Source organism: Pseudoalteromonas translucida KMM 520 (assembly GCF_001465295.1).
Classification (GTDB): domain Bacteria; phylum Pseudomonadota; class Gammaproteobacteria; order Enterobacterales; family Alteromonadaceae; genus Pseudoalteromonas; species Pseudoalteromonas translucida.
The window spans coordinates 2738016-2764899 of record NZ_CP011034.1 but is presented as its reverse complement, the minus strand read 5'-3'; the positions used below and the strand labels follow the sequence as shown (position 1 = coordinate 2764899).

Here is a 26884-nt window from a genome sequence, read left to right as displayed (position 1 = left end):
TTTAGATGTCTTTATCATTACGCATGCCAAAGCATTGATATCGCGAGTTGATGTGGCGGCAACAAATGTGCTCTCGTGGTGAAATGGATATCACGTGGCCCTCCGGAGGCTGAGTTGTAGGTTCGATCCCTACCGAGAGCGCCATTTGCATTCCTCTAATACACTTGCTAACTTTTAGTATTATCCTTTAAAAAATATTCAACATGACTTATCTACCAATTAAATGTGGCGACTACGATCAGCTTGAGCTTTATTGCATGCGTGCAAATAAAGTGACTATCACATTAGATACCCAAACCTTAGTGGGTGTTGCTAAAACCTTAGAGAACATTAAAGGCGAAGGCGAGTTTTTGGTGCTGCAAGAGCCAACAAACAAAATAATAAAAATACGGCTAGATAAAATTAAAACGATTTCACTCGCTTAGTTTGTAGCTATTTATTACTAGTAAAAACTTTAAAAGTAGACATTTAAGGTTGAAAAGTGCTATTTAAGAGACACACCTTATAATTGTAGAACCTCCCGCACTTATGCTTATCACTTTACCTATATCTGAGCTTGTCCCTGGCATGTTTGTTGACAATGTTACCAAGCAGCATGAAAGCATTAGTAGTATAAAAATCAAAACCAGTGGACTAGTGCGTGATAAGTCAATAATTAAGCGTTTAGTAACAGAAGGGGTGCTAGAGCTACTAATTGATTTTACTAAGAGTGATGTTGAGATACCCGCCAAATACAAACCACAAAATAAAGCTAAAGTAGCTAGCAGCCAAGAAAAGCCAGCTAAAGCTGCTGTCGCTATATCGGTAGAGCAAGAGTTTGCAAAAGCGAGCGTAAGCTATGAGCAGCATAATCGCAAAATACAGGCTTTATATGGTGACTTAACAGCAGGGCTCACGCTTAATTTAAATGTATTAGATGAAATTGCCGGTGAAATAGTGGCATCGGTATTTAGAAACCCCAATGCAATGACCATTCTTACCCGCCTTAAAGACAAACACAGCTATAATTGGCGTCATATGATCAACTGCGCCATTTTTGCAGCAGTATTTGCTAAATACTTAGGCTATGAAGAGTCTACTGTGCAGCAGCTTGCAATGGGGGCATTGCTGCATGATTTAGGTCAGGCAAAAGTGCCGCAGGGTATATTATCAAAGCAGACTAAAGTAACTAATAATGAGTTTGCTGCAATAAAAAAACATGTTGTACAAAGTTTAGGTTTAGTTAAAGGCGAAAAAGGAATAGCGTCATTAATGATGGACATGATAGTAAACCATCACGAACGGTTAGATGGTTCTGGCTACCCACGTGGTATAAGTGCTGATAAGCTAAGTCGTCCTGCTCGTATAATGGCAATTGTAGATGTATACGACGCGATAACAGCAGATAGGCCTCATCAAAATGGTGACGAGCCAATTAATGCACTGCGTTATTTACTTGCCAATAAGCAGCTGTTTGATGCTGAATTAGTGCAGCTATTTATTAAGTGCTTGGGAGTACACCCGGTAGGCACTATTGTAAAGCTGACCAATGAACGCTTAGCATTAGTACTTGAAGGAAATAACCTTAACCCAATTAAACCTAAGGTTAAGTTATTTTATAATGCGAAACATGGCCATCATGTTACGCCAAAAGATATTGATTTGAGTGAAGCTAGTGAAAAACTTAAAATTATTGCCAGTGTTAAACCCCTTGATTATCAGATTAACTTGTCTCGTTTATTAAAAGAGCATTTACTTTTATAGCGTTAGCACATTTGCGTTTTTGGCTTTTTTTAGCCGAAATAAACGCACCTAAAAAGCAACTTGCCATTAATGTTAACCACAATAAAGTACCTAGCTCTACATGCAGTGCTAAACAGCAAAATGTTAGCGAGATTAATGCACAAGTAATAGCGCCCAGCCAAAAGTGATTAACGGGATTATCACACTGCCCAGCACGCGTACACGCACAATAGTTTGCTTTATAAAAACAAAACACACTAGCGCCACAAAAAATAAGCCCAGCCAAAATAAGTAAAATACTCACCGTTTTCCCTCACTATAGTTTTATAGAGAGTGTAGATTGCAGCGCACTTCAAGTCAATCCAAATGAGAATCAATTACAATTAGAGCTTGTGCTCTAATAGCACAGTTCTAGTCCGATGAGTTTTAATAAGTTGTTAAATGGTCGTTAAAAAACGTGTTTTTTACTGTTTTTTGACGTGTTTGTAGAGTTTTTTATAAAAAATTAATGTAGTGTAATCAGGTTTGAAATCCTAATAACAACACACATAGCTACCCGAACAATAAGTTTGGTTAAGGAAACAACAATGAAATTTACTAAAACTCTAATCGCCGCGTCGCTGGTACTTGTTTCAGCAGATAGTTTTGCTGCAGCATTTCAGTTATCTGAGCAAAATGCCTCAGGACTCGGTCGCGCCTATGCAGGTGAAGCTTCAATCGCAGACGATGCGTCTGTAGTAGCTCGTAACCCAGCATTAATGTCACTATTTAAAGAAAAACAAATATCAGTGGCGGGTATTGCTGTACTTCCTGATGTAAGCTTAAAAGGTACTGATACAAATAACGGTATGGATCCAAGCGTACTAAATAATGACAGCATCGCTCCTAATGCAATTGTACCTGCGGGTTACTTTACCATGCCAGTTAACGATAAAGTGTCTGTTGGCTTTGGTGCATTTTCTAACTTTGGCTTAGCCACAGAATTTAATGGTGACTATGCTGCAGGTCAAATCGCCGGTGAAACTGAAATTGTAACGGTTAACTTAAATGCCAGTGTTGCTTATAAAGTAACAGAGCAATTTAGCTTTGGTATTGGCTTAAACTATATTTATGCAGATGCAACGATAATTCGTAAGTTTGGCGCATCACCAACACCAATTCCAGCTTCAACTGATGCAGTTCACTTAGAAGGTGACGATACTGGTTTAGGTTTAAATTTAGGCTTAATGTATCAACTTGATGAAAACAGCCGCTTTGGTTTTAACTACCGCAGCGAAACCGATATTACTTTTGAGGGAACTTTCTCAAGCGAATTACCAGCAGCATTAGGTGGTACAGAAGGTGCGTCAATTCCTGGTAGTGTTGAAATTACGTTACCAGCTATTGCTGAATTTTCTGGTTCGCACCAGTTAGATGAAAAGCTTGGTTTACACTACAGTGTAATGTGGACAGGTTGGAGTAGCTTTGACAAGCTAGAAGCTGATATAGGTGCTCCAATTCCTGCATTTACAAAAGAAGAAAACTACTCAGATTCTATGCGTTACGCAATTGGCTCTGATTACCAATACAGTGAAAACCTATTATTACGTGCCGGTGTTGCGTTTGATGAGTCGCCAGCTGATAAAAACCATATGTCGATTTCTATCCCAGATACAGACCGTTTTTGGTTTTCGTTTGGTGGTAACTATGCAATTGATCAGCATTCAGACTTTGATTTAGGTGTGAGTGTACTACGCGGTAAAACACAGAACTTTACAGAAACTGATAAGCTTGGTCAGCAGTGGTCTTTTGAATCAAAAGGTCATGCTGTATTAGTTGGCGCACAGTACAACTATAGATTTTAATACTTGCCTAGAGCCTAGAGCCTAGAGCCTAGAGCCTAGAGCCTAGAGCCTAGAGCCTAGAGCCTAGAGCTTAGAGCTTAGAGCTTAGAGCCACAAAAAAGCCGCGCTATGAAATTACATAGCGCGGCTTTTTTAATGCCTATAAAAATGTTCCGGGCTAATGCCCGGAAACTAAATTATAAGCTTTCTATTTTTGCTTTTTGCTCAAGTAGCTTGGTTTTAGCGTCGCTAAACTCAGCTAGTTTGGCATTTTCTTTAGCAAGTACCGCTTCTGGTGCGTTGTTAACAAACTTTTCGTTAGCGAGTTTGTTTTGCACTTGTGCTAGGCCTTTTTCGGCTTTTTCGAGTTGTTTATTAATACGTGAAAGCTCGGCTTCTACGTCAATTAAACCCGCCATTGGGATCATAATTTCAAGATTACCAACATAAGATGCTGCACACGCAGGCGCATCATCTTTATTTTCAAGCATGGTGAACTCTTCAATTTTTGCAAGTGATGCTAAAAATGAGTTGTTCTCCTCAATGCGGCGCACGTCGTCGCTCGAAGCATTTGCAAGTAGTACGCTAAGCGGCTTACTTGGGCTAATGTCCATTTCACCACGAATGTTACGAATTGCTAAAATGAATTGTTTAACCCATTCTAAATCGTCCATTGCTTTGGCATCAACGCTAGCTGCATTATAAACAGGGAATGCTTGTACCATAATACTGGTGTTCTCTGTTTCAAGGCCTGCAAGTGGTGCTACACGTTGCCAAATAGTTTCGGTGATGTATGGCATCATTGGGTGCATTAAACGCAACAAGCTTTCAAGTACGGTAATTAGTGTATTACGTGTGCCACGTTGCTGCTCTTCACTGCCTTTAAATAATACCGGTTTAGTTAGCTCTAAGTACCAATCGCAAAATTGGTGCCAAGTAAACTCGTACAGCGTGTTAGCTGCTAAGTCAAAGCGGTAATTATCTAAATGCTCAGTATAACTTTTAACAGTTGACTCAAATTGACCTAAAATCCAGCGATCGGCTAACGACAACTCTTTTTGTGCATCGGTTGCAAAGCCACAGTCTTGCTCTTCTGTGTTCATTAATACGTAACGACTCGCGTTCCATAGTTTGTTACAGAAGTTACGGTAACCTTCAAGGCGGTTCATGTCCCAGTTAATATCGCGACCGGTAGAGGCCATTGCTGCAAGCGTAAAGCGAAGGGCGTCGGTGCCATGTGCTTCAATGCCGCCAGCGAATACTTTGCGAGTATCTTTTTCGATTTTAGCCGCTAGTTTTGGCTGCATCATGTTACCAGTACGCTTTTGTACTAACTCTTCAAGTTCAATGCCGTCAATCATGTCCAGTGGATCAAGTACGTTACCTTTTGACTTAGACATTTTATCGCCGTTGTCGTCACGTATTAAACCAGTTACATACACGGTTTTAAACGGCACTTGTGGTTTGCCATTTTCGTCTTTTATAAAGTGCAGCGTCATCATGATCATGCGTGCAACCCAGAAGAAAATAATATCAAAACCAGTTACCAATACGTCAGACGGGTGGAAGGTTTTTAAATCATCAGTGTTTGCAGGCCAACCTTGAGTTGAGAACGTCCAAAGCGCTGATGAGAACCAGGTATCTAGTACGTCTTCATCTTGGCTTAATGTTACGCTGTCTGCAATGTTGTTTTCGCGGCGAACTTCAGCTTCATCGCGACCAACAAATACGTTGCCTTCGCTGTCGTACCAAGCTGGAATGCGGTGGCCCCACCAAAGCTGGCGTGAAATACACCAATCTTGTACGTCGTTCATCCACGAAAAGTACATGTTTTCGTATTGTTTAGGTACAAATTGAATGTCGCCGTTTTTAACCGCTTCTTTAGCCGGCTCTGCAAGAGGTGCAACGCGTACATACCATTGATCGGTAAGCAGTGGCTCAATTACCACACCCGAACGGTCGCCGTAAGGAACGGTTAAACCATGATCTTCAATTTTTTCAAGTAAGCCTAGTTCTTCAAATTCAGCTACAATCGCTTTACGCGCAGCAAAACGGTCAAGCCCGTGTAGGCGCTCAGGAATTGGCGCATCAAACTCAAGTTCTTTGCCATCAAAACTATAGGTTTCGCCTTGAGTAAGAATAGCGGCGTCTTTATCGAAAATGTTGATCATCGGCATTTGATGACGCTTGCCCACTTCATTATCGTTAAAGTCGTGCGCTGGGGTTATTTTTACACAGCCCGTGCCTTTATCTTTATCGGCATGTTCATCGGCGACAATTTTAATACGGCGATTAACAATGGGTAATAAAATCTCTTTACCAATTAAATCTAAGTAGCGTTCGTCATCAGGGTTTACTGCAACGCCCGAGTCGCCCAGCATAGTTTCTGGACGAGTTGTTGCTACTACTATGTAGTCTTTACCATCTTGCGTTTTAACACCGTCGGCTAGTGGATAACGTAAGTTCCACATGTGACCTTGCTTGTCTTTGTTTTCAACTTCAAGATCAGAAATAGCAGTATGTAATTTAGGATCCCAGTTTACTAGGCGTTTGCCACGGTAAATTAGGTTTTCTTTGTGCAGGCGTACAAACACTTCTTTAACGGCTTCAGATAGGCCATCGTCCATGGTAAAGCGTTCGCGATCCCAATCAACCGATGCGCCAAGACGACGAAGTTGCTTAGTGATTGTGCCGCCCGATTCTTTTTTCCATTCCCAGATTTTATTAATAAAATCTTCGCGGCCTAAATCGTGGCGTGTTTTACCTTCTTCAGCATGCAGTTTACGCTCAACCAACATTTGCGTTGCAATACCTGCGTGGTCAGTACCTACTTGCCATAATGTATTGTTACCTTGCATACGTTTAAAGCGCGTTAAGGTATCCATTATAGTGTCTTGGAAAGCGTGGCCCATGTGTAAGCTACCAGTGACATTTGGCGGCGGGATCATAATTGAATACGGGACGCCTTGGCCAGATGGTTTAAAGTAGCCTTTTTCTTCCCAGCCTTGGTATAGAGACTGTTCAATATCTTGCGGATTGTAGGTTTTATCCATTACACAGAACCTTAAATAAGTACTTAAATTAGTTGGTTAGCTATTTTACTAAAAGTGTTTTTAGTTATTAATATCTTGCGTGGTGATGTTGGCACCGAGTTGGCGTAGCTTTTTAAAACGCTCGCGAGCTGCTTGTTTAGCAACGGCTTCTACGGGTACAAAATCAAAAACTTGGTTAAAGCGGCGAATAAAATCCGGTAAGTTATTAGCCAAGTTAATTAAAACTTTACGATTGCCAACAGGGGGCGTAGTACCAATTTCTACCGGTGCGCCGCCTTTTGGGCCTTCACCTTGTAGGTTGTGAGGTACAAAACTGTCGGGATCAAATGCCCAAAGTGTTTCATCAATGGCAAAGGCGGTATTTTCGTTATCTACACAAATAAATACACGTTGGCCAAGCCGATACTGATCAGCGGCAATTTGAGCCGCCAAAGCAAAATGATCATCAGGCTTAGCCAGCGACTCATCTTGTTGCTTTAGAACGAAAAATTGGGCGTTCATGTTCATTGTATCGGGGTTTCCCATGACATTGAATGTGTCGCTAGTTAATACACATAAATTAAGAGGCTGATTTTGCCATATAACGGGTTTTGCTTCAATTAATACCCAAATAAATAAGGCGCCAAACGGCGCCTTATTAAGTAGCTAAGTGGTATGCTTAATCTTGAGCGGCTTCGCTTACGCCGGCTCTGTTTAATAAATATTGAGTAAGCATAGGAACAGGACGGCCTGTTGCGCCTTTTTTAGCGCCACTGCGCCAGGCTGTGCCTGCAATATCTAAATGTGCCCAGTTGTACTTTTTAGTAAACTTAGATAAAAAACACGCTGCGGTAATAGTACCAGCTGCACGGCCCCCTAAGTTAGTAAAGTCGGCAAATGGGCTCTCTAGTTGATCTTGATAGTCGTCCCATAGCGGTAGTTGCCATGCACGGTCGCCACTTTGCTCCGATGCTTTTAACAACTCATGCGCAAGTGGGTTATGGTTAGAGAGTAAACCGGTTGCATGTGCGCCTAGTGCTACAATACAAGCACCTGTTAATGTGGCTACATCAATAACGGTTTCTGGCTCAAAACGCTCTACATAGGTTAGTGCATCACATAATACTAAGCGGCCTTCGGCATCAGTATTTAATACTTCAACGGTTTGCCCCGACATAGTGGTTAAAATGTCACCTGGACGATATGCATTTGGCCCCGGCATATTTTCGCAGCCGGCTAAAATACCAATCACATTAATAGGTAACTGCATTTGTGCCAGTGCACGCATTGCACCAATAACACCTGCAGCCCCGCCCATGTCGTATTTCATTTCGTCCATACCTTCGCCAGGTTTTAATGAAATACCGCCCGAATCGAAGGTTAAGCCTTTACCAACTAATACGATAGGAGCTTGATCGTCTGCGCCACCTTTGTAGTTAATTACCGACATAACCGATTCGTTAACACTACCGCGACCAACAGCTAAGTAAGAGTTCATACCTAGCTCAGCCATTTGCTCTTCGCCGATTAGATCAACAGTAATATTGTCAAAATTAGTTGCTAGCTGTTGTGCTTGCTCGCCTAAATACGCAGGATTACAAATATTAGGTGGCATATTTGCTACGTCTTTACACAGCTTACTACCTGCAGCAATAGCCAAACCATGCTCAATAGCGCTTTCGCCTATAGTTAGCTCGCGACGCGTTGGAACATTAAACACCATTTTACGCAGCGGACGACGTGGGTCTACTGTTTTACTTTTTAGTTGATTAAAGGTGTATAAACAATCTTGGGTGGTTTCTACCGCTTGGCGTACTTTCCAGTAGGTATCGCGACCTTTAACGTGTTGCTCTGTTAAAAAGCATACCGCTTCCATAGAGCCGGTGTCGTTTAAGGTATTTATTGTTTTAGAAATAATTTGTTTATATTGCTTATCGTCAAGCTCGCGCTCTTTACCACACCCTACAAGCAATATGCGCTCGCTTAAAATATTAGGTACATGGTGCAATAATAAAACTTGGCCCGGTTTTCCTTCTAGGTCACCTCGGCGAAGTAAATTTGAGATATAACCATCACTGATTTTATCGAGTTGTTCACCAATGGGGGATAACCGACGAGGCTCGTATACACCAACTACAATACATGCGCTACGTTGTTTTTCTGGGCTACCACTTTTTACGTTAAATTCCATTGTCACTCCTGATTTTGAGTCATCTTTAGAAGCTAAGCAGAAACTAAAAATATTTTTAGTCTTATATACCTAAATTATTTAGGTGTAGCTCTAATCTTAGCTGATTTTGCCCGACTCTTACTGTGTAATTGAACTTTATCTGCTTAAGGGTCACTAATGCAACATTATATCGTGTTGTTAGGTAGGATAATTAATTTTCATGGCTTATAATATTAGATCTATGCTCGGCAACGCTGAGTAAAATTATGACTAACTATAAACGTTCACTATTACAGTGACACACCATGTTTAACAGGGGCGACTATTGCTTATTTTTCGTTATTTGACTGCTGAGGTTTTAAAATCGCAGGTCGCCGTATTTTTAACTTTGATGACCATTTTTTTGTCGCAAAAGTTAGTTAGTATTTTAGGCGATGCCTCTGAGGGCAGTATTCCTGCTAAATTAGTGCTATCGATGATCGCACTTAAATTGCCGCAGTTAGCCTCGTTAATTTTACCGTTGAGTATATTTTTAGGCATAATTTTGGCCTACAGCCGTATCTACGCCGATAGCGAAATGACCGTGCTTAAAGCCTGTGGTGTAAGTGAATGGTATGTGGTTAGAGTGACGCTTATATCAAGTGTGGGGTTGGCTATTTTAGCCGCCGCGCTCACTATGCATGTAGCCCCTTGGGCAAGCGAGCAAGAGTACCAATTAAAAGAGCAAGCTAAAGCCGATGCAGGATTGTCGGCATTAAGAGCTGGTCGCTTTCAGCAAACCGGTAACGAAAAAGCCGTGGTATTTATTCATAACATTGAAAACGGTGGAAAAGAGCTTAATAAAGTATTTGTTGCGCAACTCCCCGATAGCGAAAAAGACAACCTTGCACGCCTAGTTTATGCAGAGCAAGGAGTTGTAATTGAAGCGCAAAATGGCGAACAACAACTTGTTCTTAGCGACGGCAAACGCTATGAAACTGATGGCTTAACGCCTGCGCTCAATTTAACCGAGTTTGACGGTTATAGTGTACAAATACGAGAGCAAGAAATAGAGCACCAACGCCGTAAATTAGAAGCAATTCCTACTAATCAATTGTTGGCACTTAATACTCCAGAGGCTACCGCGCAGTGGCAATGGCGTATTGCTATACCACTTTCTATTCCTCTGCTTACACTATTAGCAGTACCGTTAAGTGTGGTTAACCCACGCCAAGGTAAATTTGCTAAGTTAGTGCCCGCAATTAGCTTGTACTTAGGTTATTTTATTTTACTAAACGCTGCTAAATTTGCTGTTGAAGATGGCAAAATACCTCCCTCTATTGGCCTTTGGTGGATTCACTTAAGTGCCTTATTTATTGGCGGGCTATTAATAATTAAAGGGCGACCACTTGGCGCTTGGCTTAAAGCGGTAATTACTAAGCGGGAGTTAGGCGCATGATGAAAACCCTTGATTGGTATTTAGGTCGCAGCATTTTACAAACCACCGGCTTTGCATTATTGGTACTGGTAGGCATTAGCACCTTAATTAAATTTATCGACCAGTTAAAGTCAGTTGGCCGTGGTAGTTACGACTTAATGACCGCGATGCTCTACACGCTTTACACAATACCGGGCGATTTGGTGGTGTTTTTTCCGATGGCCGCGCTCATTGGTGGCTTAACTGGTTTAGGGGCGCTTGCCTCAAACAGCGAGCTGGTGGTAATGCATGCAGCAGGTATGTCGCGCTTACAAATTATAAGCTCGGTAATGAAAACCGCCGTATTTATGGCGCTATGTATGATGGCGTTAGGCGAGTGGGGAGTACCCGAGGCGCAATTACAAGCTAAAGAAATGCGTAACCAGGCAATTCATGGTGGCGATGTTTTTAATGCGCAAAAAGGCGTGTGGGCAAAAGACGGTAATAATTTTATTAATATAGAAGATGTAGATCAAAATGGTAAATTAAATGGTGTGCATATGTATCACTTTGATCAGTCGCTATCGCTTACACAAATAACAAAAGCAAAAGATGCGCTAAGTCGCGAAAACGGCTGGTTACTGCGCGGCGTCAATAAAGTAAAAATAAGTGATGAGCTTATTACTACAGAGCAAGTGCCTGAGGAGTTTTACCCATCACAACTTACTGCTGAAAAGCTGGGTGTGGTGTCGGTTAAACCTGAGTCGCTGTCGTTTACTGGGTTATGGTCTTACTTAGGCTATTTAGAGCAAAACGATCAAGATACCAGCACGTATGAACTCGCGCTTTGGCGCAAACTTATGCAGCCAATATCTATCGCCGTAATGTTGCTAGTTGCACTGTCGTTTATATTTGGCCCGCTGCGTACCGTCACTATGGGCGCACGTATAATAATGGGCGTAGTTACGGGTATAGTGTTTCACCTAACTAACGAAATATTTGGTCCTGTGGTTATGGTGTATCAAATACCTGCGTTTATTGGCGCTGTAGTGCCTAGCATTATATTTACCGGCTTTGCTGCCTACTTAATGAATAAACGCGCATAAAACTAGTTATAAAATGGGTAGTTACAAGATACCTTGAAACAAAAAAGCGTGGCTACTTTATAAAAGTGCCACGCTTTTTTGTGCTTATAAATTACAGTATATTACTTTTAATTAATCAAGCTCACGGTAAATACGCTTGTTTTCTTCTTTGGTGAGTGCAATAACCTCGGTTTTAGAAAGATAATCTTGTAAAGCTTTTTTATTTTTAAAATCAACCAATACCACTAAATTACCTAAACCAAGTAATGCGCTAACGCTGCGAACAATTGCTTGCGGCCAGCTAATAAGTTGCCCATCTAGAGTTTGTACTTTTAAGCGCCATGCGCGCATGCCAATAGTTTGCCCGCTTTTAGTCCAAAAATAAGCAAAAAAGAATACGTTTACTCCAACAAACAACGCGCTTCTAATACCAGAGAGTAACGTGGAGCCTTGTATTAAAGCGGCAGGATCGTCAGTTTTAACTATCATATCTAAAGATGTTAGTAGCTGAATGACTGCAAAGTAGAGTATGGCAGTAAGCATAGATAAAGAAACTACGACCAAGGCATCATAAACTAACGACGCAAAACGACGCCAAAAGCCAGCTCGTGGAAATTCATTCAACATAAATATACTCTCACTATTAATATGCGCGCTAGTTTAGCAAATAGGCTGGTAAATACTACCTCTTCAGTAAGGCATTAAAGTGCTGCACAGAGTTAAATGTTAATGGTTGCTTAATTGTTAAGCGGTTGATTGTACTTATGTCATAAAACGCTTGCCGCTACCCTTATTGATTGTATAATGCTTAGCATAGAGACGAAGGCAGTTTTATAAACCTAAGCTCTAAAGTGGTTTTTCTTTATCTTCTGGTATTTAGAAGGTTAAAGAAAAATTATGCCAGCGTGATGAAATTGGTATACATGGGGGATTCAAAATCCCCTGCCGAAAGGCGTGCCGGTTCGAGTCCGGCCGCTGGTACCACTTTTTATAGCCCCGATCAAATTGGTCGGGGTTTTTTTATGCCTAAAATTTGAGTTCCGGACTCGAGCGGCACGCGGGAGTGCCGCTGTTATAAGTTAAATTCCGGCCGCAGATGCCACTTTTTGATAGCCCCTGCTAGATTTAGCCGGGTTTTTTTTATGCCTAAAATTTGAGTTGCCGTACTCAAGCGGCACGCGAGAGTGCCGCTGTTATAAGTTAAAGTCCGGCCGCTGGGCGAGAGTGAACCCAAATGTAGTTTCGCCGTGACTCGAAGTGAGTTTATGAATGAACGATGGAGGCTGCTTCAGGGATGAATTATTTGCTCAGGTATCAATCTAACTTTTTATGGCTGTAGAAGTAACAATGGACGTAAACTGTCACTTGGAATGGCATGGTAATAAGTTTATCTAATAACAAGGCCTCTTGATAAAGAGGCCTTGTTAATTTTGCAAAAAAAGTAGAAATTAAGCTACTTGTAAATGCTGCTTACTTTGACTTTTAACAAACAACAAACAGCCAGCTAAAACTAATAAAGGGAATAGCGGGTCATAAATACTACCATGGCTGCCAAAGAACAGATTCAAAATCATGATAAGTGATCCACCTATAGCCCAAGCAATAGTCGTTGGCACTGTCCAAATAACAAGTTGCTTTTTAACTTCAGTGACGCCCATTAAGCGGTTAACAATGTGGAATAAGCTATCGTTAAAGTAGCCCGCAAATAAACTACCCATAGTTGCTGCTGATGCTGCGAATAACATATTCACACCTTCCATTTCGAGCAGTACTGGCGCAGAGATTGACGCTGCAGTAATCATTGAAACAGTACCACTGCCTTGAATAATTCGCACCAACGTAGCAATAATAAATGGGATCATTATTGGTGATATTGATAACTCAATAATTTGGTTGGCAATTTCAGCACCTGCACCTGATGCGCGTAATACCGCGCCTAATGCGCCACCGGCACCGGTTACAAGTAAAATAATACCGCAAGTCGTAATGCCTTCTTCTAGTTTCGTTGTTGTTGTTTCTTTATCCAAATGAGGCGTTAATGTATAAACAGCCAATAAAGTACTTATTGAAAGTGCGATAATAGGATGGCCAAGAAAGTTAAAAACAGCACCAAAAGTACTGGCCGATAACCCGTCCATACCAAACTGCTTTTCAGCAAGGCCCATAAGCGATTTCACTAAGATTAATACAATTGGCACTACAATAGGCATAATTGACTTGGTTAGTGAAGGGAGATTTTTAGCTTCTTTTGTTGCCATGTAGTCATTGTGAACTTGCTTAGCACCATCGCCTGTGTGGCTTACCGTTGGGATAGCAATGAACTCTGGGAAGTGCTTTTCTAGCCAGCGTGAGTATAGAATAATACCGTATACGCAAGGAGCGGCAATCAAAAGCCCAAAACCTAACATTGAAGCTAAATCTACGCCAAATATACTAGCGACACCTAAAGGGCCAGGTGTTGGTGGAATACAGTGATGGGCAACAACTAAACCACCGGCCAGCGATACTGTTAAGGTTAAAATAGAGCGATTCGACGTTCTTGCTAACGATTTGGCAATTGGGTAAAGAATAATAAGTGCACTATCAACAAACACAGGAATACTTACAATATAACCAGTTACGGCCAGTGCGGTTTCTTCTTTTTTCTTACCTAGCCACTTAATAAAGTTGTAGGCTATTGATTCACCAGCGCCAGAGGCTTCTAAAATAGCCCCCATCATTACACCTAAACCGATAACAATACCAATGCCACCTAAAGTGCCACCAAAGCCATCACTTATGGCTGCCATCGTTTCGTTTACACTTAAACCGCCAATTAAACCAGCCAAACAGGCAGCTGCAAGCATAGCAATGAAAACGTGTACTCTGGTTCTTAATACTAAAAATATTAACACAAATACGGCTATTATTAAGCCGATTACAGATATTGGTAACATACGCGAGACCTCTTTGTTATTAAGTAATAGGTTTACTTTATTTTTGGGTGTCTAAGTAAGCATTTAAAATAGAGTTAAAGTCTTTATCTTTAACAAATCCTATTGCTAGTTCTTTTTCGTTATTCATTGACTGTGGCCAACTAGAAACAATACGTTCTACATTTTCATCTTTTTCGTAACTAATGAGCTCTAAAACGGGCTCGCCTTTTATTTTAACTAAGCATTCGATCATTTCTTTTGGTGATGTTTTTAATCCAGGTAAATTTACAGTGCGAAAGCCTTTTAACAGTTTTGTGTCGAGCTGACTTGCATGAATAATATTTTTAATCACGCTGTTAGGACTCGATACCCATAAAGGTAAATCAACATCGACTGGGCAGTTTGATGCTTGCTGTTTAAGAGGTTCGCGTATCATGCCACTGACAAAAGAAGAGGCCGCTTTATTAGGTACGCCTGGGCGAATACAAATAGTAGGCAGGCGAACCGTAACTGCATCAACAAAGCCTTTTCTAGCGTAATCGTTGACGAGTAATTCACAAATTGCTTTTTGTGTACCGTACGAAGAACTAGGTTGCATAGCTGTCATGTAATCAATTTGTTCTGGAAGCTCCCCACCAAACACAGCAAGTGAGCTTGAAAAAACAAGACGAATATTAGGGTTAGCTTGGCGACAGCACTCGAGTAAAATGTGTGTGGCTTTTAAATTAACCAGCATGCCTAACTCAAAATCTTCCTCTGCATGGCTTGAAACAATTGCAGCTAAATGGAACACGTGAGTAGTTTGTTCATTGATGATTTTTTCTATATCTTCTTTAACGGTAATATCAGCAACGATAGAGTGAACTTTATTATTGGTAATTAAATTGCTGTCTAATTTAATACGGTCTACTACTTTAATTGTTTCAATTTGAGGAAACTGTTGTAGCAAGTTATTTAGTAGCTCTGAGCCTAAAAAACCAGCACCACCGGTGATAATAATATTCATGTAAATACCTTTGTATGTTTATTAACTGTGTTATTAGTTATTGATAAATAGAGCTTATAAGTAGAATTTTAGCCACTCAAGACCATCTTCAGTGTTGTTTTTAGGGTTGTATTCGCAGCCGATCCAGCCTTTATAACCAGATTCGTCTAGTACATTAAATATATGTGGGTAATTAATTTCCCCTTCAGAGGGCTCATGGCGTGCTGGTACAGAGGCGATTTGAATATGCCCTGTCACCGAGGCGAGATCATTAATTAGGTGGGTCAGATCACCATCCATTATTGCAGCATGATAAATATCTAGTTGCAGCTTCACATTAGGACGGTCAATTAATTTAATTAACTCAGCAGCTTCTCTTTGGTGAGCAATAAAATAATGAGGCACATCTCGGTTATTTAATGGCTCTATCATCAGTTCAATATCATGTTTTGCAAACGTATCAGCGGCATAGCGAATGTTTTTAATAAATGTGTCAACATGCTGCTCACGGCTAAATTGAGCGTTTACAATACCAGCCATAGCATGTACTTTTTTACAATTTAATGCGGTGGCGTAGTCGAGCGCTATTGCAACACTTTGCATAAACTCTTGTTCACGCCCCGGGATGGCTGCAAAGCCGCGCTCACCAGCATCCCAATCGCCCGCTGGCATATTAAATAAAGCTTGCTCTAATCCAAATTGCTGTAATTTATCTGCTAATACTTGTGCTTCAAAAGCATACGGGAAAAGGTATTCAACGGCTTTAAAGCCTGCTTTGTGTGCGCGTTCAAAGCGTTCAAGGAATGTGACTTCACTAAAAAGCATAGTTAGATTTGCTGCAAATTTAGCCATTATTTTCCTCTCCCTTTTAAATCAGTTACTTCTGAGTCGGTTAGGTAACGTGTTTCTTTACCTTGTAATAAAAATGCTAGCTTAGCGGTTTCTTCTAATTCTTCTGCGTTATCTACTGCATCTAAAAAATCACTACCAGTAATGATAGGGCCATGATTAGAGAGTAAAAATGCCCGATACTTTCCTGCTAATTTCGCTAAATCTTTAGCTATTTGCGGATCGCCCGGGCGGTAATAAGGCACCACAGGTAACTCACCAACGCGCATTACGTAATAAGGTGTAAATGCCTTTATTGCATTGCTAGGATCTAAATTTTCAAGGCAAGATAAAGCGGTTAAGTACGTTGAATGTAGGTGTACAATTGCATTGCAGTTAGGGTCTTTTTCGTAAATAGCTAAGTGAAAAGACACCTCTTTAGAGGGCGGCTTACCTGTAAGGTGTTTTCCATCTTTATCAACTACAGAGAGCTCTTCGGCCACCAAACGACCAAATGAAGATCCAGTCGGGGTTGTTAAAAAATGGCCATTAGACAGCTTTACCGAAAGATTACCGGCACCACCTGTGGCATACCCACGTTCAAACATTGAACGGGCAAGCTCTACTACTTGCAGCCTTAATTGTGCTTCATTCATTTAAAATACTCCTGAGCTTGGGTAAAGAAAGGTTCAGAGCCAAAATTCCCAGATTTTAATGCCAAGGAAATATCGCTATTAATGCCCTTTACCCATGGCACACCTTGGCTAATTTGAGGGCCTATATGAAAGCCATCAAGCTGTAAACTTTGGGTAACAACGCCAGATGTTTCGCCACCGGCAACAATAAAATTGCGCACACCATATTCTTTAAGTTTAATGGTTAATTGGCTAAAGAGGTTTTCAACTGCTTGGCTGGAAACATCGGCACCATACTTTTTATGCGTTGCTTGTAATGCATTAACATCGGCAGTGGCATAAATTAAGGGGGCGAATGGGGTATTTAAGTTGTTAATCACCCAGTCAAATACTTGGTTGCTATAATTATCTAAGTTTAAGCAATGGTTGATATCGAGCGCGAAGTGAGGAGCTTTAGTTTTATAAGCTGCAACTTGTTTATTGGTCATTAACGAGCACGAACCCGATAATATGACGGTGGCTGCTTTGGTTGGGTAGCCCGCTTTTTTGGCTTCGCCTTGATCTTGTAGTTGCTGCTGCCAGTTTTTTGCAATGCCGGCTGCTAATCCAGAGCCGCCAGTCACTAATTTTAGCGACTTAGCCGCTTGGCCTAGGGTTGCTAAATGTGCACTATTAAAGGCATCAACCACAGCGTAGCGTTTACCTGCACTTTGTAGCTCAGCAAACTGATGAGTAATGGCCTCAGCGCCTTGCTCAATGGTTTGGTAATTTACTAAACCGGCTTCTCCTTGCGACTGGCTATTCATTAAGCGCACCAAGCTTGAGTCGGTCATTGGCGTTACCGGGTGATTACGCATACCCGATTCATTAAGCGGCTCGCCAAGTACAAATAAGTGACCGTTAAATACGGTGCGGCCATTCACTGGCAAAGCAGGGCAGACAATAGTGAAAGACTCACCGAGTGCCGCTAATAAAGCGTCGGTTACCGGGCCAATATTACCTTTAGCCGTACTATCGAAGGTTGAACAATATTTGAAATAAAACTGCTGACAGCCTTGCTGTTGTAGCCATTTTAATGCGGCTAAGCTTTGCTCTATTGCTTGCTCTACAGGACAAGAGCGCGTTTTAAGGCTTACGACAACCGCATCCGCGTCAACCACAGTGTTACTGTGAGGTACATCGTTAAGTTGTACCGTACGCATACCATGTTCAACGAGGAAACCAGCAATGTCGGTTGCTCCGGTAAAGTCGTCTGCAATTACACCAAGTAACATAATTATTTCTCCACACCAGGTAACTTAATACCTTTAAAAACCTTTATAACGGCACTGTTGTCTTCTTTGCACATACCAAGCGCGATGCTAGTAAATGATAATTCGCAGTCGAACTCTTACGTGGTATTCAAAACATAAATCATTAGCAAAATAGCGCTATAGTCAGTAACTACGATTATTAGCGCGATGACTATTCATTTATTCACATTAATAGAAGTTAGACCTATGGGTTGTTAAATCTAGTTAACTATTGTGACTATATGTTAAGGTTATTTTGTCGTCAAGCACTTTAGCTCACAAAAAATACCCATTAGTAATGTGTTTGTAGTGAAAAGTATTAAATAAAAGCGTGTTTTTTTACTTTCCGTATAAAAATTTATAACTTAAACAATAGCAAACATAAATTCACACTTTTAATCATGGGAGTAAATGAGCGCCGAAATTAATTTTTATTTTGCTGTGTGCTAATCAAGAGTCGAGATGAAATTGAGATAATGTGTGACTTAGTGCTTCGTTTTTATAGTTATATAACTAAAGCAGAAGGAAGTTAAAATACATCACTGAGCTGGGCTTTAGTGAAAAGCAGATTTAAATAGTTAAAATTAACATCTGCTCAGTTATCAGCATGCTGCCAATTAGTTTAATAAAATAAGCCCGAGCCCAAAGAGTGATATGAGCTACATAGCTCGCCTTAATTTGGCAATAGTATGTAGCTGCTCAGGGTGACTCAGATACCTAACGTATCTAGCGTTACTTTAAATACGTTAAACATTTATTTACTTCATTAGTCGAGCCCATAACAACGGCTACGCGTTGGTGAATGTGAGAGGGAAGTATATCTAAAATACGTTCATGCTCTGTATATGCTTTGCCATTAGCGTTCTCGACTAACATAGCCATTGGATTTGCTTCGTATAATAAACGTAGCTTAGCGGGCTGTTCAGGCTTGTTAATATCGTTGGGATAACAAAAAATACCACCACGGGATAACACCCGATGCATATCACCCACCATAGCGCCGTTCCAGCGCATGTTAAATTTTTTAGCACGCACGCCACTTTCACCTAAAAGCAGGTCATTAATATAATCACTAAAGCCAGCTGACCATTGATGAAAATTAGACATGTTCACCGAAAACTCTTGCGTATCAGTCGCTATCGTTAGTTTTTCGGTGGTTAATAAGTAACAACCTTGTGTTTTGTCTAAGGTGTATAAGCGAGATGGGCCACCCGTAGTAAGCGCCAGCATAGTCGATGGGCCATATAACACATAACCAGCACATACTTGTTCAGAACCTTTTTGTGCAAATTGTAATTCACTATCAGCAGCAACATCGTTTTTAGCGCGATAAATAGTAAAAATAGTGCCTATTTGACCATTAATGTCGATATTAGAAGAGCCGTCAAGGGGATCAAAGGCAACAATATAAGGTGCATTCTCAGTAGCGGCAACAACATAGTCTTCCTCTTCAGAGGCTATAGTCCTGACTTTACCACTTTCTAATAACATATCTTTGAGTAGCTGATTACTAATAACATCTAGCTTTTTTTGCGTTTCACCTTGAATATTTTCATCAAGGGTAGAGCCCAACACATTAGACAGTGCTCCTTGGCCTACCCGAAATGAAATTTCTTTACAGGCTGTTAGTATGGTTTTAATGAGTAAAATTAATTCAATTTCAACTTTGTCTTGCTCTAAACATGGGATTAACCGTTTCATGCTTTTTCCTCATACCTATTTAGGCAATTAAGCTCTTTAAATGAAATAGCTAAACGCTGCGCCATTGATTGCTCAACTTTGCGTAGCCATACGCGCGGATCGTAGTGCTTTTTATTGGGGAGATCATCACCATCGGGGTTACCAATTTGGCTTTGTAGGTAGGCTGAGTTTTCTTTATAGTAATTACTAACGCCTTCCCAGCAAGCCCATTGGGTATCAGTATCAATGTTCATTTTTATTACCCCATAGCCAATGGCTTCAGTAATTTCGGTTGCTGCAGAGCCTGAGCCACCATGAAAAACAAAGTTTAAACTGTTGTGCGCCAAACCAAATTTGTTGCTCACAAATGCTTGGGAGTTTTTTAATATTTCTGGAGTCAGCTTCACATTACCTGGTTTGTACACTCCATGGACATTGCCAAATGAAGCGGCAATAGTAAAACAATCGCTCACTTGGCTTAATTGTTGGTAAGCATAAGCGACATCTTCAGGTTGAGTGTAAAGTAATGACGAGTCTAGGTGTGAATTATCAACCCCATCTTCTTCACCACCGGTACAGCCAAGCTCAATTTCTATCCCCATATTAATTTTTGCCATACGAGATAGGTACTGCTGACAGGTTTCGATATTTTCAGTGAGCGTTTCTTCAGATAAATCTAACATGTGTGAGCTAAATAACGGTTTCCCATGAAGTTTGAAATACGCTTCACCGGCCTCTAATAGGCCATCTATCCAAGGTAGCAACTTTTTAGCGGCATGATCGGTATGAAGTACCACAGGAATACCATAATGCTTTGCCACAGCATGCACATAATGGGCTGCTGCAATGGCGCCAGTAATTGCGGGTCGGTGATCTTTAAGAGGCACCCCTTTGCCTACAAAAAATGCCGCCCCACCATGTGATAATTGAATAATAATCGGTGACTTACATAAGGATGCAGCTTCTAGCGCAGCATTAATAGAGTTAGTGCTAACAACATTGACCGCAGGAAAGGCATAGTTATTTTCACGGGCAACACGATATAAAGTATTTAAATGCTCCCCACTAACAACACCAGCAGGGACTAGATTAATTAAATTGTTCATTGTTTATCCGTATTTTGTAGATTGCTAATTGTGGTTTCTATAAATAAGTGAAATTTTTAATAGTAATAGAAAACGTACTACTGATTATTAAAATATAAATAGATTAATTAACGGTATAAGTATTTTTAGTTAAAATTAGTATAGTGCTAAATAAAGAGGTAGAAAAATGCGCAACTTTTTTTGCTAAAGTTAATGCTAAAACCAGTGATTAGAATAGTTTGCAACTAAACTTCAACTTGTAAAAATTTATAGCTTTAATTTTGTTTGGTGTGTTTTATCAAGTTATTTTAGATAATTCACACCATTAAAAAGTGCGGAGAGGCTTGCTGCAAATAGCTTACTACTTGCCTCTGCCTTTGAGATCATCTACTTCAGCATGTGTTAAATAACGAACAGGGTGGTTATTTAGGATAAACATTAACTTGGCTGTTTCTTCTAATTCTTCTGCATTGTCTACAGCATCTTCTATATCGCTGCCGGTGATCACTGGACCATGATTAGCTAACAAAAATGCGCGATGATGAGGAGCGAGCTTACCGAGCTCTTCAGCAATACGTGGCTCGCCTGGGCGTAAATAGGGGATCACAGGTAATTGGCCAACACGCATTACGTAATACGGTGTAAATGGGCGAATGGCATTATCAGGATCCAGCGTTTCTAAGCAAGACAGCGCAGTAAGGTAAGTAGAGTGTAAATGCACAATGGCGTTACAGTCAGGGCTGTTGCGGTAAATTTCTAAATGAAAAGCCACTTCTTTAGAGGCACGTTTACCCGAAATAAGAGTACCGTTTATGTCTACAACAGAAAGCTCATCAGCTACTAAGCGGCCAAATGATGCGCCTGTTGGCGTAGCTAAAAAGTTACCGTCGGGTAATTTAAGAGATAGGTTACCCGCTCCGCCTGTCGCATAGCCGCGCTGAAACATAGAAAGCGCTAAGCTTACCATTTTCTCTCTAAGATCTTGTTCTGTCATAAATAAAACTCCTGTGCCTTTTCAAAAAACAACTCATCGCCAAAATTACCTGATTTAAGTGCTAGTGATAACGAACCATCAATAGACTTTACCCAAGGCACACCTGAGGCGATTTGAGGGCCAATATGAAAACCTTTTACAGCAAGGCTTTGTGTTACCGTGCCTGACGTTTCACCGCCAGCAACAATAAAAATTTGTATGCCAAATTCTTTTAGTAAATAAGCAAGTTTGCTAAAAAATAACTCTACTGCTTCACTCGATGCATGTGCACCATATTTAGCTTGAATTGCTTTTAGCTGTGCAGCAGGTTGCGTGGCATAAACCATAGGGGCAAATTTGCCATCAAGATTATTTACTACCCAATCAAACGCGTGTTGCACATAGAGTGTATTATTCATGCACGCCTCTACATCTACGGCAAAGTGCGGGGCAAGGGTTTGATAGCGTAAAACTTGCTTGTTGGTCATTAGCGAGCACGAACCCGATAATACAACGCTAGGCGCTTTGCTTGGCAAGCCAGCGGCTTTAGTGTCGTTTTGATCTTGTAGTTGCTGCTGCCAGTTTTTTGCAATGCCGGCTGCTAATCCAGAGCCGCCAGTCACTAATTTTAGCGACTTAGCCGCTTTACCTAGGGTTGCTAAATGTGCACTATTAAAGGCATCAACCACAGCATAGCGTTTACCGGCACTTTGTAGCTCAGCAAACTGATTAGTAATGGCCTCAGCGCCTTGTTCAATGGTTTGGTAATTTACTAAACCGGCTTCTCCTTGCGACTGGCTATTCATTAAGCGCACCAAGCTTGAATCGGTCATTGGCGTTACCGGGTGGTTACGCATACCCGACTCATTAAGCGGCTCGCCAAGTACAAATAAGTGACCGTTAAATACGGTGCGGCCATTCACTGGCAAAGCAGGGCAGACAATAGTGAAAGACTCACCGAGTGCCGCTAATAAAGCGTCGGTTACCGGGCCAATATTACCTTTAGCCGTACTATCGAAGGTTGAACAATATTTGAAATAAAACTGCTGACAACCTTGCTGTTGTAGCCATTTTAATGCGGCTAAGCTTTGCTCTATTGCTTGCTCTACAGGGCAAGAGCGCGTTTTAAGGCTTACGACAACCGCATCCGCGTCAACCACAGTGTTACTGTGAGGTACATCGTTAAGTTGTACCGTACGCATACCATGTTCAACGAGGAAACCAGCAATGTCGGTTGCTCCGGTAAAGTCGTCTGCAATTACACCAAGTAACATAATTAGCTCTCCACACCAGGTAACTCAATACCTTTAAAAATTTTTATAACGGCACTGTCGTCTTCTTTGCCAAAACCGGCATTACTGGCGCTGGTAAACATGTTAAGCGCGGTGCTAGTGAGAGGAAGTTCGAACTCGAGATCTCGCGCGGTTTCTGACACTAAGCCTAAATCCTTAACAAAAATATCAACCATAGAGTTAGGAGAATAGTCACCGTCAACCACATGTTTCATGCGGTTTTCGAACATCCACGAATTACCGGCTGCATTTGTTACAACATCGTACATAAGATCTAAAGGAATATTTGCCCGTGCAGCTAATGCCATTGCTTCAGCACCTGCTGCTATATGTACACCCGCTAATAGCTGGTGAATAATTTTTACCGTTGCGCCTAGCCCTATTTCAAGGCCTATGTTGTAAACTTTTGCGGCGGTTGCCTCTAAAACAGGCGCAAGTTTAGTAAAGGCTGCTGCTGAGCCTGATGCCATAATAGTCATTTCACCGCTAGCTGCTTTTATTGCGCCGCCAGATACCGGGGCGTCTAACATAATAAGCTGATATTCAGCTAAACTCGCTGCAATGTCTTTAGCGTCTTGGGCAGAAATAGTAGCTGATACCATAACGGCTGTGTTTGGCTTAAGGGCGCTAGCAAGGCCAGAGTCAAACAATACAGACTTTACTTGTTTTGCATTAATTAACAGTAAAAGTACCGCATCTAGGTCTTTGGCAAAATCATTCGCGTTGCTTGATACCGCTTTAGCGCCATATTCTTTTAATGTTTTTAGCGCTTCAAGGTTTAAATCAACACCGTATACATCAAGTCCTGCACGCACACACGACTGAGCTGCGCCCATTCCCATGGAGCCAAGGCCTATAACAGCGACTGATTTGATTGGTTGTTCATTCATTTATTCACCTCGTTTTAAACGTGTATGTGCTTTGTGTTAAATATAGTTAACTATTGTGACTATATGTTAAGGTGATTTGGTCGTCAAGCACTTTAGCTTATAAAACCGACCATTTAGTCATGGATTAGTACTTTCAAGTATTAGGTTGTGTTGTGAATTTATGTGGAATATAGGTAGTTAAAAATAGTAGCTATGGAAGGAGGTAAATATAATTTGTTTTAAATGGCTTAATACTGCCAAGGTCAACACGCCTTAACTAAAGCTAATCATACTTTTAACGGGTAAAAGTGTGATTAGCTTTGTTATGTCATATTTTTAATTCGTTTATTTTACGGTTATTTTTTCGTTAGTATTATCTAAAATAACAAACTCGCCATCAGCGCCGCTAAAAAGGCCTGTTTTTAAACCCTCTTCACGTTCATCATGCCATTGATAAGGTTTAAGACCACTACACCCAGCAAGCATAATTACGCCAAGGAGTAGGAATATTTGCCGCGTTTTTTTATTTAATATGTTCATTAAAATTTCACCCTTGCTCCTACAGATAGCACCTGAATATCGTTAACGTCGTTGCCCATATCTAAATCTAGTGAATAGATGCGGTATGAGGCATACACTTCAGTACCGAATTTATTTAATTGTTGCACAGTGCTTAACCCATAGGCTGTACTTTCGCTTCCTTCATTAGGTAGGTGTTTTGAGCGTGTGTAATCAAGCGAAAAAGCGGTTTGGCCGTAGCTCGTATAATTTCTAATTAAACCAAATTTAGCGAATAGATTACTAGGGTTATCTTGGTTTTCACGCTCTAACATACCACCAGAGAGCGTTAAATTTAACCCTGTATTTTCATGAAGTACCGAAACAGAGCCATCATATTGTAAATCAGCATTGGTCAAATTAGGTTCAGCAATAGCGGCTGCGCCAATCACTTTAAGCCCGTTACCTTGTCCTTCGTACGATAGCGTTGCATCGTATCGACTATCGCTAATAATAGATGTAGCTAAGCTAAAGCCATTAAAAGTAGGTGTATCGTAACGCAGGCGATTGCGTCGGTTTAGGCCATCAAAACTATTAAAGCCATCGAGGATCCTAATATCAGTTAAAGCGCCACTATTACGTTCTCTAAAAAATAAACCGCCGGCTTGATCCGTCACGTTTGCACTAGCAATAAGTGCTGTGCCAGATAGGTCTCTTAATGCGCTTGAATGTGATGGGGTGAAGCCTTTGCCTAGCGATAGCTTGCCGTAGCGCTGACTTTCTAGATATACCTCAGTGTATCGTTGATCGAAAATATTATTAACATCCTGGTTCGTTTGACTTACGTTACCAGATTTATTAGGTGCAATAGTAAGCTCAATTTTTGCGCCTATAGTCATATCATCACTGGCTGCAACAGTACCTAAAAATTTAATTCTGCTTTCAGCAAAGTCATTATCAACAATGTAAGCATCAACGCTTTCACCATCATCAACAACCGATAGCATTTGGTTTACCCAGCCAGATACAACAAGCTTAGTTTTAGCCTTAGGGTCGGCATGAACTACCTTACTTTGTGGTATTGCAGGCACTTGCATAGTGACGTCTACATTATCATTGCTTTTGTTTTTTAGTAGGTTAACTTCTTGCTTTAAAGCTTCTAATTGCTGCTGTTGTTTTATAATAAGCTGTTCGAGTCTTTCATTGGTATTTGAGCCATTTTCTTGTGCAGCAACACTATTTATAAAACAAAGTTGACCTGCCAGTAATACGCCAGTAAGTAATTTTTTATTGAAGGGTATTTGATTGTTCATGTACTTTCCTTTATTGAGATATTGGCTCTATGTGTTAATCCTCGTTAATTGTTGTGACTATATGTTTGGATTTTAATGTCGTCAAGCAGTTTATTCACACAACTTACCAATTGGTAACATTTTAGGCATGAAAAAATATAAAAATTGTTGAAAGTACGAATGAAATTACAGGAAAATAAAGTTATTTAACAATAACAAGCATAACTTCACAGTTGCAGGTTGAGTTGATAAGATAGCTACAAAATAATAACTGACATTAGCCATTATGATCCCAGCAGAGCGCCATAAAATAATTTTATCATTACTTTCACAGCAAGATGTTATTAGTATCAATGAATTAGTTGATAATCTTGCGGTATCTCACATGACTATTCGTCGTGATATTGCAAAGTTAGAAAAAGATGGCAAAGTATTATCGGTATCAGGGGGAGTGCAGTTAACTACAATATTACATAATGAGCCATCTCATGACGCGAAAGCGCACCAGAATGCCGCAGAAAAAGCAGTAATTGGCAAACTAGCAAGTCAATTTGTGCCTGAAAATGCATCGGTTTATCTTGATGCTGGTACCACTTCACTTGAAATTGCACGTCATTTAGCACCTCGAAATGATTTACTCTTTATTACTAACGACTTTATGATTGCCATGTATTTAATGAAACATAGTTCGAGTGAACTTTACCATACAGGTGGCCGTGTCGATCGTGATAATCAATCGAGTGTGGGCAGCAAAGTGGCCGATTTTTTAAATGGCATGAATATAGACGTCGCGTTTGTTTCTACTTCGTCTTGGAACTTACGAGGACTTTCTACGCCGAGTGAACCAAAAGTTATCATTAAAAAAGCAGTTGCTAAGGCTGCACAAAAGATAATTTTAATATCAGATTCATCTAAATATGGAAAGATCGGCACCTTCCACGCACTCGATATTGAATGCTTTGATATAATTATAACCGATAGCGCTTTTCCAGAAAGTGTCCGTAATGAGCTTGAAGAAAAAGGCATTCAAGTAGCCGTAGGCTGATTTTAATAGTAGCAGCGGAGTAAACGGTATTTTATTAAATACCGTTTTATTTTATCCGTTTATAAAACCACTCATCTTGTACAGATCTCAGTAACTAAAAAGCTTTCCTTTGCTTGTGCAAAGCATTGAATGCATCTTTATATGTTCTAGCACGATTTAGCTTGAACCCACCACTTTTCCTTGGGGTTATTAATATAGCCTAGTGCACTTAATTTTTGCACAACACTCATTAAGTAACTTTAAAACTCTATCGTGTAATCTTTTTTA

Annotated in this window: 23 protein-coding genes and 2 tRNA genes; 8 read left to right on the top strand and 17 right to left on the bottom strand. The window is 40.6% G+C overall.

Features of this window, described 5'->3' with window-relative positions; translation table 11 throughout:
- Positions 1-69 precede the first annotated feature (69 nt).
- The 3 genes from PTRA_RS12730 to PTRA_RS12720 all read left to right on the top strand — a co-directional run bounded on the left by PTRA_RS12730 (position 70) and on the right by PTRA_RS12720 (position 1743).
- Positions 70-144 (top strand) — tRNA-Arg (locus PTRA_RS12730).
- A gap of 59 nt (positions 145-203) precedes the next feature.
- Entirely contained in the window at positions 204-425 is a 222-nt protein-coding gene (locus PTRA_RS12725; RefSeq protein ID WP_058374059.1) for a Rho-binding antiterminator, read from the top strand.
- Positions 426-528: 103 nt separating this feature from the next.
- Positions 529-1743 (top strand): HD-GYP domain-containing protein, encoded by a 1215-nt coding sequence (locus PTRA_RS12720; RefSeq protein ID WP_058374058.1) that lies wholly within the window; start codon positions 529-531, stop codon positions 1741-1743.
- Here PTRA_RS12720 and PTRA_RS12715 read toward each other — a convergent pair.
- Positions 1703-2026 (bottom strand): hypothetical protein, encoded by a 324-nt coding sequence (locus tag PTRA_RS12715; RefSeq protein ID WP_058374057.1) that lies wholly within the window; start codon positions 2024-2026, stop codon positions 1703-1705. The genes PTRA_RS12720 and PTRA_RS12715 overlap by 41 nt on opposite strands.
- 283 nt (positions 2027-2309) lie before the next feature.
- Here PTRA_RS12715 and PTRA_RS12710 point away from each other — a divergent pair, with 283 nt between their 5' ends.
- The gene (locus PTRA_RS12710; protein ID WP_058374056.1) at positions 2310-3566 is read left to right on the top strand and encodes an outer membrane protein transport protein; all 1257 of its coding nucleotides are present in this window, start codon (positions 2310-2312) and stop codon (positions 3564-3566) included.
- Between the two features lie 176 nt (positions 3567-3742).
- Here PTRA_RS12710 and PTRA_RS12705 read toward each other — a convergent pair whose 3' ends face one another.
- The 3 genes from PTRA_RS12705 to pepA all read right to left on the bottom strand — a co-directional run bounded on the left by PTRA_RS12705 (position 3743) and on the right by pepA (position 8768).
- Entirely contained in the window at positions 3743-6598 is a 2856-nt protein-coding gene (locus PTRA_RS12705; RefSeq protein WP_058374055.1) for a valine--tRNA ligase, read from the bottom strand.
- 60 nt (positions 6599-6658) lie between these two features.
- On the bottom strand, positions 6659-7105 hold the full coding sequence (locus tag PTRA_RS12700; RefSeq protein ID WP_058374054.1) for a DNA polymerase III subunit chi: 447 nt from the start codon (positions 7103-7105) through the stop codon (positions 6659-6661).
- Between the two features lie 151 nt (positions 7106-7256).
- Positions 7257-8768 carry a leucyl aminopeptidase gene (gene pepA / locus PTRA_RS12695; protein WP_058374053.1) on the bottom strand — a complete coding sequence of 504 codons (1512 nt, stop codon included), beginning with the start codon at positions 8766-8768 and terminating at the stop codon, positions 7257-7259.
- Between the two features lie 304 nt (positions 8769-9072).
- Here pepA and lptF point away from each other — a divergent pair, with 304 nt between their 5' ends.
- Both lptF and lptG read left to right on the top strand, forming a co-directional pair.
- On the top strand, positions 9073-10185 hold the full coding sequence (lptF, locus tag PTRA_RS12690; RefSeq protein ID WP_011329072.1) for an LPS export ABC transporter permease LptF: 1113 nt from the start codon (positions 9073-9075) through the stop codon (positions 10183-10185).
- Entirely contained in the window at positions 10182-11249 is a 1068-nt protein-coding gene (gene lptG / locus PTRA_RS12685; protein ID WP_058374052.1) for an LPS export ABC transporter permease LptG, read from the top strand. The genes lptF and lptG overlap by 4 nt, the downstream gene beginning before the upstream one ends.
- A gap of 111 nt (positions 11250-11360) precedes the next feature.
- Here lptG and PTRA_RS12680 read toward each other — a convergent pair whose 3' ends face one another.
- Positions 11361-11855: an RDD family protein gene (locus PTRA_RS12680; RefSeq protein ID WP_058374051.1), complete on the bottom strand. Its 495-nt coding sequence runs from the start codon at positions 11853-11855 to the stop codon at positions 11361-11363.
- Positions 11856-12127: 272 nt separating this feature from the next.
- On the opposite strand from PTRA_RS12680, the gene PTRA_RS12675 reads away from it, so the two are divergent.
- Positions 12128-12212: transfer RNA gene (locus PTRA_RS12675), tRNA-Leu, on the top strand.
- Positions 12213-12676: 464 nt separating this feature from the next.
- Here PTRA_RS12675 and PTRA_RS12670 read toward each other — a convergent pair.
- The 12 genes from PTRA_RS12670 to PTRA_RS12615 all read right to left on the bottom strand — a co-directional run bounded on the left by PTRA_RS12670 (position 12677) and on the right by PTRA_RS12615 (position 25593).
- Positions 12677-14164: a GntP family permease gene (locus tag PTRA_RS12670; RefSeq protein ID WP_058374050.1), complete on the bottom strand. Its 1488-nt coding sequence runs from the start codon at positions 14162-14164 to the stop codon at positions 12677-12679.
- A gap of 37 nt (positions 14165-14201) precedes the next feature.
- Positions 14202-15149: a D-erythronate dehydrogenase gene (gene denD / locus PTRA_RS12665; RefSeq protein WP_058374049.1), complete on the bottom strand. Its 948-nt coding sequence runs from the start codon at positions 15147-15149 to the stop codon at positions 14202-14204.
- Positions 15150-15203: 54 nt separating this feature from the next.
- Entirely contained in the window at positions 15204-15980 is a 777-nt protein-coding gene (otnI, locus tag PTRA_RS12660; protein ID WP_058374048.1) for a 2-oxo-tetronate isomerase, read from the bottom strand.
- Positions 15980-16612: a 3-oxo-tetronate 4-phosphate decarboxylase gene (gene otnC, locus PTRA_RS12655; RefSeq protein ID WP_058374047.1), complete on the bottom strand. Its 633-nt coding sequence runs from the start codon at positions 16610-16612 to the stop codon at positions 15980-15982. The genes otnI and otnC (PTRA_RS12655) overlap by 1 nt, the downstream gene beginning before the upstream one ends.
- Entirely contained in the window at positions 16609-17865 is a 1257-nt protein-coding gene (otnK, locus tag PTRA_RS12650) for a 3-oxo-tetronate kinase (RefSeq protein WP_058374046.1), read from the bottom strand. The genes otnC (PTRA_RS12655) and otnK (PTRA_RS12650) overlap by 4 nt, the downstream gene beginning before the upstream one ends.
- A gap of 750 nt (positions 17866-18615) precedes the next feature.
- Positions 18616-19584, bottom strand: a complete 969-nt coding sequence (locus tag PTRA_RS12645; RefSeq protein ID WP_058374045.1) for a class 1 fructose-bisphosphatase — start codon at positions 19582-19584, stop codon at positions 18616-18618.
- Positions 19581-20669 carry a class II fructose-bisphosphate aldolase gene (gene fbaA / locus PTRA_RS12640; RefSeq protein WP_058374044.1) on the bottom strand — a complete coding sequence of 363 codons (1089 nt, stop codon included), beginning with the start codon at positions 20667-20669 and terminating at the stop codon, positions 19581-19583. Before fbaA ends, PTRA_RS12645 begins: the two co-directional genes overlap by 4 nt.
- 340 nt (positions 20670-21009) lie before the next feature.
- A complete protein-coding gene (gene otnC / locus PTRA_RS12635; protein WP_058374043.1) occupies positions 21010-21642 on the bottom strand; it encodes a 3-oxo-tetronate 4-phosphate decarboxylase in 633 nt (210 codons plus the stop codon).
- Complete coding sequence (gene otnK / locus PTRA_RS12630; protein WP_058374042.1) at positions 21639-22895, bottom strand: 3-oxo-tetronate kinase; 1257 nt, start codon at positions 22893-22895, stop codon at positions 21639-21641. The genes otnC (PTRA_RS12635) and otnK (PTRA_RS12630) overlap by 4 nt, the downstream gene beginning before the upstream one ends.
- Before the next feature lie 2 nt (positions 22896-22897).
- Positions 22898-23803, bottom strand: a complete 906-nt coding sequence (gene ltnD / locus PTRA_RS12625) for an L-threonate dehydrogenase (RefSeq protein WP_058374041.1) — start codon at positions 23801-23803, stop codon at positions 22898-22900.
- 324 nt (positions 23804-24127) lie between these two features.
- Entirely contained in the window at positions 24128-24322 is a 195-nt protein-coding gene (locus PTRA_RS12620) for a hypothetical protein (RefSeq protein WP_058374040.1), read from the bottom strand.
- Entirely contained in the window at positions 24322-25593 is a 1272-nt protein-coding gene (locus PTRA_RS12615) for a porin (RefSeq protein ID WP_058374039.1), read from the bottom strand. The genes PTRA_RS12620 and PTRA_RS12615 overlap by 1 nt, the downstream gene beginning before the upstream one ends.
- A 265-nt stretch (positions 25594-25858) precedes the next feature.
- Between PTRA_RS12615 and PTRA_RS12610 the strand changes: the two genes are divergently transcribed.
- Positions 25859-26617 carry a DeoR/GlpR family DNA-binding transcription regulator gene (locus PTRA_RS12610; RefSeq protein ID WP_058374038.1) on the top strand — a complete coding sequence of 253 codons (759 nt, stop codon included), beginning with the start codon at positions 25859-25861 and terminating at the stop codon, positions 26615-26617.
- Positions 26618-26884: the final 267 nt, after the last annotated feature.